Below are 17,381 nucleotides of genomic sequence, written 5' to 3'. Positions count from 1 at the left end.
CTGATGGCTCGTACGGCGCTGTCTTTTATTTTGTTATGCCTTGGCCCTTATAGCTTAAAGGCGGAAGTAATTCGGGTGGCTACCTACAACGTTCGCAATTACCTTGAAGTGGATCGCTGGGTCGACAGCCGTTATCGTCCTGGATTCCCAAAGACGGAAAAAGAGAAAGCAGCATTACGTTCCGTCATCCTCTCTGTTCATCCAGATGTTTTGGTTATTCAGGAAATGGGTACTGAGCCATATTTAAAGGAACTCCAAGCCGATCTCAAGGAAGCGGGGATTGAATACCCTTACCAGTATGTAGCGAAAGGTTCCGATGAAGAGAGGCATGTGGCATTGTTGAGTCGGATAAAGCCAATTGATCTTGTCTCTCACGCCGACATGAATTTTTCCTATTTCAAAAGTGATATTCCGGTTAAACGTGGCATGATGGAAGTGGTTTTTCAAACGAACGGAATTAAATGGAAGCTCTTCGGCCTGCATCTAAAAAGTAAATGGTCGGACTACGACGAAGACCCTCATTCGAACGATCGGAGACGATCGGAAGCATTGGCATGTCGCGGTCGGATACTAGAGCTCCAAAAGCGGGATGAACTTCCGTTTCTTATAGTGGGTGATCTCAACGACACTAAATCAACCCCGCCGATTCGCCTCCTTCAATATCGCGGGAAAAATGAGGTGGCTGCCATGGTAGATGCGGTTGATTCTCGAGGAGATCGTTGGACTCATTATTATGAAGCTGAAGATACTTATACGCGAATTGACTACATATTAAAAAGCCCTGATTTCCCTGCCGCAGTCATCGGAAACCACGCTCATGTCTATGATGGACCAGGGTATTTGGATGCGAGTGACCATCGCCTCGTGTGGATCGATCTCCATTGGGAAGGGGCAAATTGATGACACGCGAAACAGGGTTAGGTCTATATTGTCATGTGCCCTTTTGTGCAAGTACCTGCGATTTCTGTGCTTTCTATCAAGAAAAACCTCAGCGAAAGGAGCTGGACCGTTATCTCGATGGAATGGAAAAAGAACTAGCCTGGGTAAATATCGACCGTCCCATAGACACCATTTTCTGGGGTGGGGGAACCCCGAGCTTGCTTCCGGCTTCCGATCTTCGACGCCTGGGAGAATTGGTCCTGAAGACCGCGGGGCAACCTCCGCTCGAATGGACCGTTGAAATGGCTCCAAGCACAGTCAAGCCGGATAAACTCAAAGTGCTTCGAGATCTCGGGGTGAATCGTATATCGATGGGAGTTCAGAGTTTTCAGGATCGCTTTCTGGAAGGACTAGGTCGTTTGCATCGACCGAATCAAATTTATCAAGCCTATGACTGGATTCGCGAAGCGGGATTCGCTAACGTAAATCTGGACTTGATGATCGCCCTTCCTGGTCAATCGGCTGAGGATTTAAAACAAGATTTGTCTGAAGCTTGTCGACTCGATCCTGAGCATCTTTCCACCTACTGTCTTACGTTTGAAGAAGACACTGCGCTTTGGGTGAAACTTTCTCAGGGCAAAATAAAACAGGACCTTGAGAAAGACGCTGACCTCTACGAACTCACTTGGGAACTTCTTAGCGATGCGGGTTACGATCATTACGAAATCAGCAATTTCAGTAAGCCTGGATATGCTTGTCTTCATAATCTCAATACCTGGAAAATGAAGGAATGGATCGGAGTCGGCCCTTCTGCTGCATCCCAGTATAACAATCTTCGTTACAGCAATCCTGCCGATTTGAATCTCTGGTTAAACCAAACAGCTATCGCTGCTGAAGATCGTGGCGAAGTTCAAATTCTCACAGATTCGAATTTAATCGAGGACTCCTTAATATTTGGACTTAGAACAGGGCAGGGCATCTCACTTAAGGAGATCGAAGCTCGTTTCCCCGGTGCGTCACTCGACACGTTCAAACCTTTCTTTTTCGATTTAAAATCCGACGGGCTCGCCGACGGAAATGACGAAGACAGCATTCAACTCACTCTTCAGGGAAAGTTACTTGCAGATAGGATTGCGGTCGAGATTCTTGAGCTGGCTGGGTAAGTTTTTTCGGAATGGGAGCTCTTTTCTATGTGCAGTTTTGATTTCCTCAATTCCCTTGCAACAAGAATTGTCTCCTGACTTCCTCGTTTAAATTTTATTTATTATGATAGAGAGCTTTGAAAATTGGTTGCTGAAAACAGGAATTCCACAAGGTCAAATTGATGTGGTTATGATTGTCGCGGGAATTCTTGTTATTGTCCTCGTGGCCTTTGTTCTGAACCTGATCGCAAAGCAAATAATAGTAAGGACAGTGATCGCTATTATTCGCCGGAGTAAGATCTCCTGGGATGATGTGCTTATTGACCATAACGTCCTCATCAGGCTTTCACACTTCGTTCCTGCCATTGCGATCAATTGGTTGGCACCGTTCTTTTTCGCGGACAATGAAAAATTTGTCCAGGCGCTCAGGATGGGGGTCAATATTTACCTGATCCTCATATTTATTTGGGTGATCGATTCCTTTCTGAATGCGGTCCTCGACCTTTATAATCGTTCCGATAAGGCCAAGCGTGTTCCTCTTAAAGGATTTCTTCAGGCGGTCAAGTTGGTGATCTACCTGATTGGTATCATCATCATTCTTTCAATCGCGTTTGGGAAATCTCCGATCTATTTTTTCTCAGGCTTAGGTGCGGTTACCGCCGTACTTTTATTGGTGTTTAAAGATGCGATACTTGGATTTGTAGCTGGTATTCAAATCTCGGTAAACAACATGGTTCAAGTAGGCGACTGGATTGAAATGCCAAAAAGCGGTGCCGACGGAGATGTTATCGATGTAACCTTAACCACCGTAAAAATCCAGAACTGGGATAAGACTATCACCACTATTCCGACATATAATCTGATATCCGATTCATTTAAGAACTGGCGTGGCATGTCGGAAGCGGGTGGTCGTCGAGTCAAGCGTTCATTGAATATAGATATGAATAGCGTCCGGTTTGCCGATGACGAACTCATGGAAAAATTCAAGCGGTTTGAGCTTTTGAAACCGTACCTTGATAAAAGGGTCGCTGAAGTGCACGAACACAACAGTTCGAGACAGGCGGATATGAACGAACTGATTAATGGTCGTCACCTGACTAACATTGGCACCTTTCGAGCCTATTGTCTCGCCTACCTTAGAAACCACGAACAGGTCCACCAGAATATGACTTTGTTGGTTAGACAGCTTCAACCAAACTCTGAAGGTCTACCCATTGAAATCTATGTGTTTACCAAAGATACCCGATGGGCCGTCTATGAAGATATTCAGGCCGATATATTTGATCACCTGCTTGCCGTGATTCCGCAATTTCAATTGAAGGTTTTTCAAAAGCCAAGCGGTAAGGACTTGGAGCTGATCGGGAAATAAATACCAGGCCCCAAGGTATTACTCAAATTGCTCTTTGAACCGGGCAAAAGCAGCTTTTAATCCTTCAACTTCTGATTTTAACTCGGTGACTTGTTGTTCCAGTTGGTCGACTCGTTCGTTTCGCGAAGGTCCTGATTGGATGACGACTGGAGCAGCCTCTTGAATTTCAGAAATCTCAATTTCACCTCCCAACAACTGGGCATAGCGTGCCTCTTTTTTTCCGGGAAGCACGGGCAGCTTCAGGATAAATGGACCTTCTTCGTGTTCTTGAAGGTGTTCGAGAGTGGATTCTACTTCGTTTAAATCCAGGAAGGCATGCATCCGTTCACCCCTTGTTCGCAATTCACCGGGCGTTTGAGGTCCACGAATGAGCAACTCGCAGATAATGGAGAGGTGTCGGGCGGAAAACTCCCATTTTTCAGGGACCGTATATTTGAACTTTGGCACACGGGACCCGGTTGTATCGACCCTGAAGCAGAGGTGCTGGACTCGCAATTCGTCCAATGCATCGAGAACTTCTGATTCGTCGAGATCAAGGATTGGAGATCGGTTTGATTTCTGGTTACAAGCGTTGACCAGGCTGTTGAGAGAAAGGGGATAGTTCTCTGGAGTTGTGATGGATTTCTCAATCATACAACCGAGGACGCGGCATTCATTGGGGGTTAGCTCAAGATTCATAACAGGTGGTTAGCGTTCAGACTTTTTGATGGCTGTCAAAACAAGCTATTTTCTCTCAAGTTTTTTCTGCTCGCGCCCTGGTTGAATTATACATTTAAGACAGCTTCTCTTATGGATAACCTGGTCGTTTTTTCACTTCCGTTTATTACCGCTCTCATTGGTTGGTTTACCAACAAGGTGGCTGTGTGGATGTTATTTCACCCCAAGAATCGGGTGAATATACTGGGTTACAAATGGCAAGGCCTGATTCCCAAGCGGCAAAAAGAAATCGCTGAACAAACCGGCGAGATAATCGAGCAGGAGATTCTGCAAAAGCATCTGCTGTCCGCCTCTTTGCGTGAGATGGATTTTACGCCGCATTTTCACAAGTTTATTGATGAACTGGTAGGTAAAGCTTTGGTCGAGAAACTGAGATCTATGCCTTTTATCGGCGGGTTTCTTAATGACTCGCTCGTAGCACAATTTACAGAGATGGCCAAGTCGGAGATCGATACTCACGCCGCACCTTTCATTGATCAAGTCGCCAGTGATTTGGAGCAGAGAGTCCACGTCAAGAAATTGGTGGAAGATCGTATCAAGGCACTCAATTTGGATGACCTCGAACGATTGGTACATAAGATAGCCGCGAAGGAGTTTCGCAGTATCGAGCTCCTCGGTGGTGTGTTAGGATTTGTGATAGGTTTGATCCAGCTATTGTTGCTCTGGATGACTGGTCACGTGGCTATTTAAGCGTCTTTTGGAATCTTATTGTCCGTCGTCAGCATCAAGACTGGAACCTTGGTTTTTACCCAAGCGTTTTGCTCCTTGAAGAATCTCGCAGGTACTACCTCGCAGGCTTCACCAATTGTCTGTACCGGAATCCTTCGGCCTTTCGGGGAAGCATTGTAATCATATGCTGCGTTTATGATCCGCTCCTGAGTGGTGGCTGGCGAATCGTCCTCGGGAATCTGAACAATCCATCCGGTGTGGTCCTTGCCCTGCAACGATCCCACCGGATCAGAGATCATGATGCACCACTGCTTTTTGACCATGGGCGGTTTATCCTCATCTACCTGATTTCTTATTTCAGTTTCGATGTCGTCCATAATACGGGCAACCACTCGAATATCGAGTTCGTTGCGTGTTAGGATCAGTTTGAGAAGCTCGGTGTCTACTTTAGCCATGTTTTTATAGTTTTATGAAAATGATTAAAAAACAGTGTTCACCATAAAAGCAGCAATAATCAAAAAACAAATGGTAAGTTTAGAAACATATGCCGCAATCGTCCCAAGAAAGCTGCCCCAGCCAACACGACTCGCTTGCTGAAGGTTTTGACCGTCCAATAATTCTCCAATCAAAGCGCCAACAAATGGACCAATAATAAGCCAGATAAGGAATGGGGGGATAATAAATCCCACAAATCCACCTACTAGTGCTCCAACAGCTCCCTTCCTTGATGCACCAAATTTTTTCGCACCGAGAATAGTTAGGACATAGTCCATCAAAAAGGTAATCCCAACAAATACACCGGCAATCAGGATTAACATCCAATGCGCCGACGCTTCCGGCACCCAGATTTTATGAATGACCATGCCGATCCACACAATTGCCGGTCCGGGAACCACTGGCAGAATACAACCGATGAGCCCGGTCATAAAAAAACCAACTAGCACAATAAGTGCCAGCAAAGGTAGGGAAGCCCCCCACCAATCGCCAGCCTGGGATATAAACGATGACCACCAATCCATAAATGAAACAATCAGGTTTCAGCGCAGTAAATGGCTTTACCTGTCAAAATTAAACCCGCAGGCTTTCAAACAAGTCGCAACAATCTTTTTACTATGAAAATTCCCCTAAGAAGTCGCCGGTCATTCTTAAAATCTGCCGGGATCGTTTCTGCCGGTTTTTTGACCATGCAAAAGGCTACCAGTGTTTTGAATGCATCCGAGGCTCTACCTATTTCAAAAGCTTACGGACCTTTAATTAAAGATCCGGCCAATGTGCTCGATTTACCTGAAGGATTTGATTACCAGGTTCTGTCCAGAGTTGGTCGCACTATGAGCGATGGGCTTGTCACTCCGGGAAATCACGATGGCATGGCTGCCTTTGCTGGAGATAGAGGTCGAATCATTCTCGTGTGCAACCACGAATCGAATCCTGATCAAGGGATCGCCAGTCCTTTTGGGGTTAAGAATGAATTACTTAACAAGGTAGATAAAAAGAAGTTCTACGACTATGGCTACGGAGAGCAACCAGGCTTGGGTGGAACAACCACTTTGGTCTACGACCCTAAGCGACGTAGAGTTGAAAAACAGTTTCTCAGCCTGGCTGGCACGCATAGAAATTGTGCCGGAGGACTAACACCCTGGAATTCCTGGGTCACCTGCGAGGAAACGGTTCGTCTTGCCGGAGATGGAATTGAAAAAGATCACGGCTATAATTTTGAAGTCCCCGCTACCATGCGACCAAAGCTTGCTGAGCCAATTGCGTTGAAGGACATGGGACGTTTTAATCACGAAGCCATCGCGGTTGATCCCAAATCGGGCGTTGTTTACCAAACCGAAGATCGAGGTGATGGATTGATTTATCGTTTTATCCCCAACGAGCCTGGTAAACTGCAAAAAGGTGGGAGGCTCCAAGCACTGGCGGTCAGGAGTTGGCCAGGTTGTGATACCCGCAATTGGAAGGACCTTTCGACGAAGGAATTTCAATTGGGTCAATCCTATGGAGTTGATTGGATTGACCTGGATAATCCTGAAGCCCCGCTCGATGATTTGCGTTACCGTGGGTTCGAAGCTGGAGCTGCACGTTTTGCCCGTGGCGAGGGTATGTACTATTCAGATAAAAGAGTTTTCTGGGTTTGCACCAATGGAGGGAAGGTGTTGAAGGGCCAGGTATTTGCTTATACTCCCAGTCCTTATGAAGGTACCGATAAGGAAAAAGAAATGCCCGGTAAGTTGGAGCTCTATCTGGAACCTAACAACGGCGAAATCGTTGAAATGTGCGACAATCTCGATGTTACACCCGATGGTGGTTTATTGCTTTGCGAAGACGGAAACGGGGATAACTTTCTGGTAGGAGTAACTCCCAAGGGTGAGTGGTTCAAATTGGCAAGGAATGCCTTTGCCCCAACTGAGTTTGCCGGGGCTTGTCATTCCCCTGACGGAAAAATCGTCTTTGTCAACATCCAGAAAGCCGGACTCACTCTGGCTATAACAGGTCCGTTTGGCTGGTTGTAAAATAATCGAATTATTTAGCTTATTCGATGTTCCAGGTATTGAATTAAAGCCTCGAGAAATTCTGTCTCGCGGTTCAATTCAGCGCATAGATTCGAAGCGGACGCTGTATGCGCCTTTGCTTGATTGCGCGCTCCTTCCAGACCATAGAGTTTTACGTAGGTTGTTTTTTCATGCTCCTCGTCAGCCCGTGTTGGTTTCCCCAGGGTTTCATTATCCGAAGTTGCGTCCAGAATATCGTCTGTAATTTGAAAAGCCAGGCCGACGTGGCGACCTATGTTTTTAATAGTGCCAAGCTCCTTTTCAGATCCGTTTCCCAGCCTGGCACCCATAGTCATTGCTACGGTTATAAGAGCAGCAGTTTTATTCAAATGGATATAGTCGAGTTGATCCGCGGTATAGTCAGATTTTTCACCTAAAATGTCCTCCATTTGACCACCGATAAGTCGTTGGCTTCCCGCGGCGGTGCTAAGGTCTAGAATGAGATCCTTGGCTAAAATAGCGGAGTCGTTGTATGACCTGGCAATTATTTCAAATGCCAGTGTGAGTAAGGCATCTCCCGCAAGCAAAGCAGTTGGTTCATCGAAGGCTTTATGACAAGTAGGCTTTCCTCTACGAAGATCGCTATCATCAATACTCGGAAGGTCATCGTGAATTAGCGAATAGGTGTGGATGCATTCCAGGGCGATGGCAGCTGGTAGGGGATCCTCTGAGGTTTCGAATAATTCGGCTGTTGCTATGACCAATACGGGCCTTAGTCGTTTACCTCCAGCCTCCAGGCTGTATCGCATGGCTGAGTGCAAGTGGGCTGGCTTTGTTTCCTTGGAAGGCGTCCAAATGTTAATACCTTGTTCAACGCGTATTTGATAATTGTTAAGCGTTGCTTTAAAATCCATATCGATAAAAATCCCGAAAATTAGAAAAGAAGTATTATGGTTTCAGTCGAACAAGTATGGCGTAAGGTGTTTAAAACCTCTGGGTGTTGGCCCAAACTATTAATTGGCAGCTTGGTAATGCTGATCCCGGTTGTGAATATCTTTGCATTGGGATACCTTTACCGGACCACGGCTTTGGTCAAGTCTGGAGCTCCATTCATATATTCGGATTGGGACCGCTGGAAAGACCTGTTTATCGACGGTCTTAAGTTTCTGGTTTTGGCTATTGTCTGGCTTGGTATACCAATGTTCATCGGGTTTTTCGTCTCGATAATGGTTGGTGTGGTTTCACATGAGCTTGGACAAATTGCGTTTATGATCAGCGTGCCGATTGGTATTCAGCTTTTTTCATCCAGTCTGTATCGCTACCAAAATTTTGAGTCTTTTAAGGATGCGATGGATCTGCCATTGCTTCTGAAAGTTTATATGCGGACAGTAAGCTATGGGCTTTTGCCATTACTTGGCTACTGCGGAATCCTCTGGATTCTTGGCTCATTATCGGTGCTCGTACTCTTTATCATAAGTCTTGTAATCCTGGTTTATTTCACATCACTTTACCGCGCTATTGAGTATGGGAACATGTAAGTTCCTGTGATCTTTAGAAATTCAGGTAAAAAATCTAATAAGAATTATGCCAAATTACGATTACGTGTGCACTTCGTGTAGAGGGGATTTTGAGTTCTTCCAGTCAATGAACGACAGTCCACTCACGCAATGCCCAACTTGTGAAGAACCTTCTCTCAAACGCAAAATTGGAACAGGTGCCGGAATTATCTTCAAAGGAACTGGTTTCTATGAAACCGACTATAAAACGCCTAAAAAAGATTCTTCAGCTTCTGAGCCTAAAAAAGATGCGGGGGAAAGTCCTAAAAAAGATGGGAGTAGCGATTCAGGTGGAGGTAGTTCGACCTCAACATCTGAAAAATAGCTATGTCATTTGAAAAGTCCTCCGAACTATCCCCAACATTAAAACTTATCCTGGGTGCCTTATTTGGGTTGGCCTTGGGTTGTTTTGTGGGAGCTACCTATTTAATTACCCTTCCTGTTAAGGAAGTAGTTGAAATGCCCGATGAAGTGAAGCCAGGCTATCATTATGTTCTGAAAGGACGAACAGGTGGCGGCGATTCCTGGAAGCTAAAAGCCATCGACTTTCAACAAGGTAAGGAAGAGGTTGTTTTCCTCGAAACAGACTTAAATCGTTGGGCTTCCTCGTTTTCGACGGAATATCCTGATGAAAAACCAACTCTTTATTTGGAGCCGCAGAAACCGATTTTCCGACTCGATGAAGACAAGCTCCTGGCCTCGACCCAGGCAGATGGCGGATTCGGAAGTTGGACAAGAATCGTGACCATTTCGATGGAGGGTACCGTTGCTGAGTCTGAAGACTCTTATGAAGTAATACCCAATAAGCTTTATGTTGGTTCTTTGCGACTACCCAATCTTGTTAAAAATTTGGTTTGGAACCGAATAGCTGCCGGGTACAAAATGGATGAAGAATTTCAATCTTTGTGGTCTTCCATCGAAACAGCAAATGTGCACGAGTCACAATTAATCCTTACGGCCAAAAAGTAAGGCAGCTACCTCATGGGCTGAAGATTGCGGGTTTGTTACTCTGCAGTTTTTCGTTATTTACCAGTTCCTTGAAAGGGGCTGAGAACCAAAAGTCCGAGAGGATTTCGAATAGGTATTGTGACATGGTTGGCTTCGATATTTCGGAGCTACAGGAGGTAGACGGAATATGTCGAACCGTAATTGCCGGTTGTGCCTTGGTATTTGATTGGCCTGAAAAATTCCCTGAACGCATTTTGGTGCAATTAGCCGAAAGTGGCGTACCTCAGGTAAGCAAGAGCTCCAAGGGAAATGTAAGCCTTCGACTTATCAACGGATCGCCACAAAATGAAAAAGCTGAGTGGTTAGCCCGCGTTCTACTTACACGATACGCTCTTTGGAAAGGCAATGAAACTCCTCCACCTTTATGGTTGGTAAATACAATTCTTATCGAGGGTTCTTCAGACGGTAGTCCTCAGCTACTAACGCTGATCAAACGTAGACTAATAGATCAGGCGATCCCAACTATGGCTCAGAAGATCCAAACCTATGACCGGACTATGGATATTGGGTGGGACTTTCTTATTTTTCGCTTCCTGAAATCAGGAGGACTTGAGCAGGAGGTATTTCAAACTCGATTGCTTCAGTTTTGGTCGAACGGTTATGATTGGACTCAACTTCAACTGTTTTTCACACCTCGTTTCCCGGGCCTGAATGGTGCGGAGTTAGAACTTCTCTGGAAAACCTTTGTTGATGAAACCCTGTCAATTGAGTCTGCTGTGTGCTGGACCGAATCGCATTCCCTCAAAGCATTAGAAGATTTAGTCACGATGGAAGTCACACAAAACAATCAATTAAAAATACTCAGTTTGGACACCTGGTTTTTATATCGAAGCTTTTCCTTCGTCAGCTCTTTATTTAAGGATAAGCAAATGGAATTGGAGTTAATGGCGATTTCAATACACCCATATTATTTTAACGCCTGTCACTCCCTCAATAATGTTTTAATCGCTATTATGGAAGATGACCTCAGCGGATACCAAACCGCTGTGCATCAATGGAATCAAGACATGCTCGATGCCCAGCAACTATCATTTGAGACGGACCGAATTCTTAAATTAATTTGTCCTTAGGTTGTCTTTAAAACGCCTTTATGATCTGAGAAATATCTACGTTATCCAAGACCATTTCCTTGATGATGGGAATTTTATCCAGATCTTGTGGTTCGGTCTTCACAGTCATATTGTTGATGATGGATGCTACTTCATAGCTATCTCGTTCAACTGAAATAACAGGTATGTCTGTGGATGCCAGCATGTCCAGAATCTTGGGATGGGGAGACAGATCCCCGGTCAAAATAATACCTGAGATCAGTCGTTCTCCTGAAATATTGGCGCTGGCAATGGCCCATAACAATATGTCATCACGGTCGCCAGGCGCGATGATTAGCGTTCCCGGGGAAAGGTAATCAATGATGTGTTTGGCGGTCATCGCGCCAATAACTACTCGGGTGATCCTCTGCTTTGAACCATGTAGCTGGCCGTTGATCCAATTGCCTTTAATTTCTTTCGCTACTTGGGAGAGATTAGGGGCGCTTAATACTTTTTTCTTGGGCAGGACTCCCAGTAAAGGAACGCCCAGACGTTCCAGGCCTTTGCCGGCATAGTCTTTAACCATGGCAATTTTTGATTCTTCGACCTTGTTCAGAATCGCTCCAACAACTTCCAATCCTTCCTTGTCGAACAGCGCTTTGTTGAGAGCGATTTCGTCGACAGGACGTCCAATGCCACCTTGGGCAACGATGATAACTTTGGCATCGAGTAGTTTCGCTACTTTTGCATTGGATAAATCAAAAACAGAGCCGACTCCCGCATGTCCGGTCCCTTCAATCAGAATACAATCCTTCTCCCAGGCAGCTCGGTCAAAAGCATGGCAGATTTCGTGTATAGTTTTTTCCAGGATGGTATCAGGGTTGTCCAGGTATCGACGGGTGAAATTTCCGTCTACTGCAATGGGAGACATCGCGGAAATGGGAGTGGACACGTGATAAATCGAATCTAACAGGAATGAATCTTCATCAATATCGTGACCTTGAACCTGTAGAAAGCGTTGTCCGATCGGCTTAATAAAGCCTACCCTGGAAAACTCTTTGAGAAGCGAAGCAAAGAGACCAAGACAAGTAGTCGTCTTACCGTCGTTCATCCGGGTGGCGGCTACAAAGATCCGCTTTGTCTCTTTGTTTGTCGGTTTTATCAGGCGATTCTCTCCTTTTGAGCTCGCTTTGCTTAAGGCCGAATTTATTGGATCAGGTTTTTCCATTAGACGAAAATTAAGTCAGTAAAAACTCACGATTAGTCGCTTGAGCTCCAACAATTACAGAAGTTGCAAAAATATCATGCGCACTGGCTCCGCGAGACACTTGAGCAGCCGGCTTGCTCAGACCGGTCATGATTTGTCCATAGCCGTAGCCTCCAGCTAAAATCGTAACCATCTTAGCTGCAATGTTACTACTATGAAGATTGGGGAAGATGAGCACATTTGCCTGACCTGCAATCTCACCCCCAACACCCTTCTGTTTGGCTGCGTATCTATCCAGCGCAACATCTGCTTGGATTTCGCCGTCGATCCTGATCGGAAAATCCAGGCTTTTGGCTTTTTCTCTGGCGAGGTCTGTGGCGACTTTCATTTTTGTTACGGTCGGATCGGATGAGTTCCCACTATGAGTGCTGTAACTTAACAATGCGACTCGGGGAATTTCTCCCGTCAGATGGTAAGCCAGGCTTGCAGACGAAATGACCATATCGGCCAATTGCTCTGCATTGGGGTCTGGTAAAACCGCGCAATCGGAAAGAAACAATCCCCCGTCGATTCCGAATTCCTGCTTATCCTCCAGATCAAGGATAAGAACGCTCGACGCAGTTTTCACATTTTCCCGTAAAGGAATGGTTCGAAACAATGAAATGAGTGCGTTGGATGCCGGAGTGCCTGCTCCAAATACCAATCCATCCGCTTGAGAATTGGCCAGCATCAAGGATGCGAAATAGTTTGGCATTTTCACCGTTTCCAAAGCCTCTTCCTCCGTTATCCCCTTTCCTTTGCGACTTTGGAAATACTGTTCGGCAAACTTTTCCAGTTCCTCGCTGCGTTCGGGATTTATGAGGCGAATATTATCCATATTGATGCCTAGTTGTAGGGCAGTCTCCTTAATTTTCTGTCTTTCGCCGATCAAGATAGGTGCGCCCAATCGTTTGGTTGCAAATTGTCGAGCCGCCTGAAGGACCCTATGGTCCATGCTGTCTGGAAACACGATGCGCTTGGGATGACGCTGTAATTGTTGGGTAAGTTTGTTGATGAACCTCATGCCGTAAAATCGGGAGAATGCTTAGAGCTAGGCATTTGATAGCCAAGCTCAATAAAAATGAAAACTAATCAGAGATAGAACCATTTTTAAGTTCTACTTGTTGGAGCTTTGTTTCATGGTCCTGAGAAAAGATATGTCATCCCGCTTTTTGAATGTCATTGTTGTATCCTCATCCACCGTCGGATCACGCGTGTTGGGGTTGTTTCGGGATATCCTGGTTTTTTCCATCTTCGGCAGTTCAGTTCTCAACTCCGCATTTATTTTAGCCTTCACTTTCCCCAATTTGTTTCGTCGGCTGTTAGGTGAAGGTGCGCTGACAGCCGCGCTTTTGCCCCTTCTGACTGATCAGCGTGAGCAGTATGGAGATCATCGTTTGTTTTGGTTATTTAACAAAATCCTAAGTCGGGTGATGACTTTGCTCTTTGCTCTGGTGGCGGTGGGTAGTCTTGCCATGATTGTTGTTGGGAAATTACCGGGGCTGCCGGAGCGATGGGACCTCGCTATGCTTCTTGGCGTTCTTCTTTTCCCATACATGGCCTTTGTCTGTCTGGCTGCTGCTTTGGCTGCAGCGTTAAATGTGCTCCATCGATTTGCGATTCCGGCACTCACAGCAGTCTGGTTGAATCTGTCGATAATTTTGTTTCTCGGAGGAATCGGATATTTTGCAAGTGAAGTTCCTCTTTACCGCATGTATTGGCTCTGCGCCGGTATGCTTTTCGGTGGGTTTCTTCAGTTAATGATTCCGTGGATCGCATTGAGGCGGGAAGGTTGGCGGTTTGAGTTGGATTTTAAGCCAAGTCCCGAGGTGAGGGATTTTATCCGCCTGTTGCTACCCGGGATTTTGGGAGCCTCGGTTATTCAAATAAATATCCTTATCTCCAGGTCGCTAGCGCATTTTTTGGACGAATCCGCTGTGTCCATTTATTACTTGGCTAATCGCCTGGTGGAATTTCCCCTGGGTATTTTTACGATCGCAATAGCGACGGTGTATTTTCCTGCATTTTCGAAATGCGCTTCGCGTAAAAATACCAGCGAATTTGCCCTGGTATTTAAGCAATCGATGCGACTGATGTTCGCGATTACGATTCCAGCGACGGTAGGTTTCTTTGTATTGGGGGAGCCTATTCTTCGATTCTTATTTGAATGGGGTGCGTTCAATGCTTCGGATACTGCCATCACACTGCCACTTTTGCAGGTGTTCGCCATAGGACTACCACTTTACTCGATGGTAGCTCTGATGATTCGTGGATTTTACGCCTATAAAGATACTACAACTCCCATGAAAGTGGCGCTTTTCAGCTTTGTTCTCAATATAGTCCTAAGCCTGGCCCTTATGTGGCCGCTTGGTATTGTCGGGTTGGCTCTTGCCAATGTATTGGCGATTTTTGGTCAAACGATTCTTCTTACCGGGATGCTATCCCAGAAACTTAAAAGTAATTTGGTTAGAGATCTATTATCGGATATACTCAAGATTCTTGGTGGATCGGCCGTTATGGTTGGGGCAATCAAGCTATTAACACTAGGGATTATTTATCTGCCGTTTACGGACAAAGGTGAAGCGGCGGTGTTGGTGTTGGTTGTGATTCCTTTGGCCGTCCTCATTTATTTTGGAGTTCTATGGGTATTGAAGTTTAGTGAAATAGATGAGATTCCTCGATTGTCTGCCCGAATGTTTGGAAGGAAAAATACCTAAATAAGATGCGGAGTTTTCTCAGTAAACAATGGCTTCTTTTAGGTCTTGTTATTGCCGTAATCCTGGCATTCTTTTTCCCTCATTGGGGTGAAGCTGGCGGTGTTCTTAAATCAGAAGTTACCACTAAAATCGGGATCGTCCTTATCTTTTTTCTTCAAGGATGGGTGCTTCCCACTGAATTACTCACCAAGTCAATGTTACACTGGCGAGCGCATTTGTTCACCCAGGTATTTATTTTTCTGATTTTCCCTTTGGTGTTCATTGTTGGTGGCTTGTTTTGGTCACCGTTTATGAGCGAGCCCTTAAGGGTTGGTTTTCTCTTTATGGCTGTTCTTCCCACCACAATATCCTCAGCCATCGTGTTTACATCCCAAGCCCGCGGGAGTACTTCGGTCGCTCTGTTTAACACAACGGTGGCGAACGTGATCGGAGTGTTTCTTTCCCCGTTGTGGATGGCGGTACTCATTCATACCGAACTGAATCAGATGGGAGACCTCGGAGCCGTTTTATTGAATCTTTCGAAGTTAATTTTGCTCCCTCTGTTTTTGGGACAAGTTGCCCATGTATTTTTCAAGGCCGCGTTGAATAAGGTCCGCCCGGCGATTGGCCATTTTAGTCAGGTTGTCATCGTTTTCATCGTATTTGCTGCATTCTCGGACTCGGTTGTTGATGGGATCTGGGATGATCAAGCCGATGAATTGGTGATTATCACCACTGTACTTTGTATTGTGCTTTTTGTTTTAATGACCGGCCTGTGCATTTTTCTGGTCAAATTACTGAAGTTTAATGAAGGCGACAGGATCGCAATCTTGTTTTGTGCTACCCAAAAGACACTGGCTACCGGTGTGCCTTTGGGGATTTCTCTTTTTGGAAGTGACCCGTCGTTTGGGATTATTTTGCTCCCGTTGATTATCTTTCATCCGGTTCAATTGATTCTGGGTGCCTTGCTCATCAGCCGAATCCAAAAACCTGGGCAATAAAAAGCCCGGCTGGGTAGCCGGGCTTAGAAATTGCTTGGTTGAGTTGTTTTTTAAACGACTTCAACTTTTCCGGATTTCAGTGCTTTTGCAGAAATCCAAAGGCGCTTTATAGTGCCGTTAGGCAAGCGAACGCGTTTGCGTTGTAGGTTTGGGCGGAACACACGTTTGTTTGACTTGGTAACGTGAGTACCAATTCCGCCGCTTTTCTTGCTTTGACCCTTCCGTGAAATAGATCCACCGGTGACGGGTCGTTTACCTGTTATTGCACAAATTCTAGACATTGCTCGTATCGAGTTTCGAAGTAAAGGGGAGGAAAGTAGGTCTGAGAGTCCCAATTGCAAGCGTTATTTGGACTCAAATCCCTTAAAATTATTTAGACGATCAATCGAACCATTCGTCCTCTGGGTCAAAGGAAGGGACTGCGAAATTGATGATTTGCATTTTACCTACTGCACGGTGTCTACAGCCTGGTTTTATCATGATGGTGCTCATTGGCTTTACTGGAAATTTCTGCCCATCCAATTCCATATAAGCCCCGTCTTCTGTTTCCAGGATTATGTAAAACTCAGTGATTATCTTATGATAGTGCGTTTGTGCGTCTGTCGAGATATCTACGCGATGCACGGTAGCTGTTGGGTTATCGGGTGAGAAAAACGCACGTTTCGACGTTCCGCAAGGGCAGGGCACTCCGTCTATTTGGTCAAAGTGTTCTATTTCAAAATTCTTATTTTTTGTAATGTTCATGATTAAAACTATAAATGTCCCTGGTGATTGAATCCCCGAATTGGTTGATCGTGGGCAAAAATCATTTTGGCTAAATCAAAGTTCGGTTCCTTGGCGACTTTTAAGGATCTCCTCATAGCCACCGTCGTTTAATACATTGATGAACCCTAATTCTTCCAGCGCAGTTTTTGCTCTTCCTGCGCGACCACCACTTCGGCAGTAAAGGTGAATGATTGCGTCTTTGTTGGCAGTAACTTCGCTAATACAGTCGGCAATTTGCTCATGCGGTATATGGAATGCTTCCTCCAAATGACCCGAATCAAACTCTTCCAGGGTGCGGACATCGATCCAGACTTCATCTGTTTTTTTGGTACAGGAAGAAAAAGCTAATCCAACGAATATTAGGATAGAAATGGTTATTCGAGATTTCATGGTACTATTTTGAGTTCTATTTATTGAGTCGCAATCTTGGTTAGTAAACCAAGCTTTCTTGCCTTGGTAAACATCCATATGAATATTTCAGCAGCGAATACCAAATATACCAGGTTGAGAAGAGCAGAGTAAAAAATAGTTTACCAATCCATGATGCCCGTTAGGATGAATTCACACATGCCTTCGAATATATAGGCTCTCGGGAAACAACATACCACATATTGGATCGTTTTTGGTGGCGTTTCAACAGAGTAGATTACTGCCGAGGCAAGCGACTCGGCGGCTTGATCCCGGCGAACACTATTAGATTTTTAATTACAGTGAGATTCGATGGCAGGTTTGCAAAGTGGTTGATTTTTCAGCACCATTTGCTCCACGTAAACCAAGTATTTCTCCTGATTTTATGGACAATGTAAGCTGATTTAC

Annotated in this window: 20 protein-coding genes; 11 read left to right on the top strand and 9 right to left on the bottom strand. The window is 45.2% G+C overall.

Translation table 11 applies throughout. The annotated features are described in order from the left end of the window. Positions 1 to 3: 3 nt before the first annotated feature. The 3 genes from O3C43_09585 to O3C43_09575 all read left to right on the top strand — a co-directional run bounded on the left by O3C43_09585 (position 4) and on the right by O3C43_09575 (position 3,390). On the top strand, positions 4 to 900 hold the full coding sequence (locus O3C43_09585; protein ID MDA1066741.1) for an endonuclease/exonuclease/phosphatase family protein: 897 nt from the start codon (positions 4 to 6) through the stop codon (positions 898 to 900). Next, entirely contained in the window at positions 900 to 2,042 is a 1,143-nt protein-coding gene (gene hemW, locus O3C43_09580; protein ID MDA1066740.1) for a radical SAM family heme chaperone HemW, read from the top strand. The genes O3C43_09585 and hemW overlap by 1 nt, the downstream gene beginning before the upstream one ends. Positions 2,043 to 2,145: 103 nt before the next feature. Beyond that, positions 2,146 to 3,390: a mechanosensitive ion channel gene (locus tag O3C43_09575; GenBank protein MDA1066739.1), complete on the top strand. Its 1,245-nt coding sequence runs from the start codon at positions 2,146 to 2,148 to the stop codon at positions 3,388 to 3,390. An 18-nt stretch (positions 3,391 to 3,408) separates the two neighbouring features. Here O3C43_09575 and O3C43_09570 read toward each other — a convergent pair whose 3' ends face one another. After that, complete coding sequence (locus tag O3C43_09570) at positions 3,409 to 4,068, bottom strand: YceH family protein (protein MDA1066738.1); 660 nt, start codon at positions 4,066 to 4,068, stop codon at positions 3,409 to 3,411. Between the two features lie 81 nt (positions 4,069 to 4,149). Here O3C43_09570 and O3C43_09565 point away from each other — a divergent pair, with 81 nt between their 5' ends. Continuing rightward, entirely contained in the window at positions 4,150 to 4,797 is a 648-nt protein-coding gene (locus O3C43_09565) for a DUF445 family protein (protein ID MDA1066737.1), read from the top strand. Here the strand turns inward: O3C43_09565 and O3C43_09560 are convergent. Together O3C43_09560 and O3C43_09555 are read right to left on the bottom strand one after the other, a co-directional pair. Further along, positions 4,794 to 5,231 (bottom strand): hypothetical protein, encoded by a 438-nt coding sequence (locus tag O3C43_09560; protein MDA1066736.1) that lies wholly within the window; start codon positions 5,229 to 5,231, stop codon positions 4,794 to 4,796. The genes O3C43_09565 and O3C43_09560 overlap by 4 nt on opposite strands. 24 nt (positions 5,232 to 5,255) lie before the next feature. Further along, complete coding sequence (locus tag O3C43_09555; protein ID MDA1066735.1) at positions 5,256 to 5,735, bottom strand: DUF456 family protein; 480 nt, start codon at positions 5,733 to 5,735, stop codon at positions 5,256 to 5,258. Positions 5,736 to 5,888: 153 nt separating this feature from the next. On the opposite strand from O3C43_09555, the gene O3C43_09550 reads away from it, so the two are divergent. Continuing rightward, positions 5,889 to 7,286: a DUF839 domain-containing protein gene (locus tag O3C43_09550; protein ID MDA1066734.1), complete on the top strand. Its 1,398-nt coding sequence runs from the start codon at positions 5,889 to 5,891 to the stop codon at positions 7,284 to 7,286. 14 nt (positions 7,287 to 7,300) lie between these two features. Here the strand turns inward: O3C43_09550 and O3C43_09545 are convergent, their stop codons facing one another. After that, complete coding sequence (locus O3C43_09545) at positions 7,301 to 8,179, bottom strand: polyprenyl synthetase family protein (GenBank protein ID MDA1066733.1); 879 nt, start codon at positions 8,177 to 8,179, stop codon at positions 7,301 to 7,303. A 36-nt stretch (positions 8,180 to 8,215) separates the two neighbouring features. Here O3C43_09545 and O3C43_09540 point away from each other — a divergent pair, with 36 nt between their 5' ends. The 4 genes from O3C43_09540 (at position 8,216) to O3C43_09525 (ending at position 10,899) form a co-directional block, all read left to right on the top strand. Continuing rightward, positions 8,216 to 8,803 carry a DUF4013 domain-containing protein gene (locus O3C43_09540; GenBank protein MDA1066732.1) on the top strand — a complete coding sequence of 196 codons (588 nt, stop codon included), beginning with the start codon at positions 8,216 to 8,218 and terminating at the stop codon, positions 8,801 to 8,803. 46 nt (positions 8,804 to 8,849) lie between these two features. After that, positions 8,850 to 9,146: a zinc ribbon domain-containing protein gene (locus tag O3C43_09535; protein MDA1066731.1), complete on the top strand. Its 297-nt coding sequence runs from the start codon at positions 8,850 to 8,852 to the stop codon at positions 9,144 to 9,146. 2 nt (positions 9,147 to 9,148) lie between these two features. After that, positions 9,149 to 9,790 carry a hypothetical protein gene (locus tag O3C43_09530; protein MDA1066730.1) on the top strand — a complete coding sequence of 214 codons (642 nt, stop codon included), beginning with the start codon at positions 9,149 to 9,151 and terminating at the stop codon, positions 9,788 to 9,790. Between the two features lie 122 nt (positions 9,791 to 9,912). Beyond that, positions 9,913 to 10,899 carry a hypothetical protein gene (locus O3C43_09525; GenBank protein MDA1066729.1) on the top strand — a complete coding sequence of 329 codons (987 nt, stop codon included), beginning with the start codon at positions 9,913 to 9,915 and terminating at the stop codon, positions 10,897 to 10,899. Between the two features lie 7 nt (positions 10,900 to 10,906). Here the strand turns inward: O3C43_09525 and O3C43_09520 are convergent, their stop codons facing one another. Both O3C43_09520 and O3C43_09515 read right to left on the bottom strand, forming a co-directional pair. Next, complete coding sequence (locus tag O3C43_09520; GenBank protein ID MDA1066728.1) at positions 10,907 to 12,085, bottom strand: AAA family ATPase; 1,179 nt, start codon at positions 12,083 to 12,085, stop codon at positions 10,907 to 10,909. A 10-nt stretch (positions 12,086 to 12,095) separates the two neighbouring features. Then, entirely contained in the window at positions 12,096 to 13,127 is a 1,032-nt protein-coding gene (locus O3C43_09515) for a phosphate acyltransferase (GenBank protein ID MDA1066727.1), read from the bottom strand. 133 nt (positions 13,128 to 13,260) lie between these two features. Between O3C43_09515 and murJ the strand changes: the two genes are divergently transcribed. Together murJ and O3C43_09505 are read left to right on the top strand one after the other, a co-directional pair. Beyond that, the gene (murJ, locus tag O3C43_09510) at positions 13,261 to 14,820 is read left to right on the top strand and encodes a murein biosynthesis integral membrane protein MurJ (GenBank protein MDA1066726.1); all 1,560 of its coding nucleotides are present in this window, start codon (positions 13,261 to 13,263) and stop codon (positions 14,818 to 14,820) included. A gap of 5 nt (positions 14,821 to 14,825) precedes the next feature. Beyond that, entirely contained in the window at positions 14,826 to 15,800 is a 975-nt protein-coding gene (locus O3C43_09505) for a bile acid:sodium symporter (protein ID MDA1066725.1), read from the top strand. Positions 15,801 to 15,850: 50 nt separating this feature from the next. Here the strand turns inward: O3C43_09505 and rpmB are convergent, their stop codons facing one another. The 3 genes from rpmB to O3C43_09490 all read right to left on the bottom strand — a co-directional run bounded on the left by rpmB (position 15,851) and on the right by O3C43_09490 (position 16,955). Next, positions 15,851 to 16,081 (bottom strand): 50S ribosomal protein L28, encoded by a 231-nt coding sequence (gene rpmB / locus O3C43_09500; protein ID MDA1066724.1) that lies wholly within the window; start codon positions 16,079 to 16,081, stop codon positions 15,851 to 15,853. A 100-nt stretch (positions 16,082 to 16,181) separates the two neighbouring features. Further along, positions 16,182 to 16,544, bottom strand: a complete 363-nt coding sequence (locus tag O3C43_09495; protein MDA1066723.1) for a cupin domain-containing protein — start codon at positions 16,542 to 16,544, stop codon at positions 16,182 to 16,184. 75 nt (positions 16,545 to 16,619) lie between these two features. Next, complete coding sequence (locus O3C43_09490; GenBank protein MDA1066722.1) at positions 16,620 to 16,955, bottom strand: rhodanese-like domain-containing protein; 336 nt, start codon at positions 16,953 to 16,955, stop codon at positions 16,620 to 16,622. Positions 16,956 to 17,381 lie beyond the last annotated feature (426 nt).

Source organism: Verrucomicrobiota bacterium (genome assembly GCA_027622555.1).
In the GTDB taxonomy this organism is placed as follows: domain Bacteria; phylum Verrucomicrobiota; class Verrucomicrobiia; order Opitutales; family UBA2995; genus UBA2995.
This window is presented reverse-complemented; position numbering and strand designations above follow the sequence as displayed.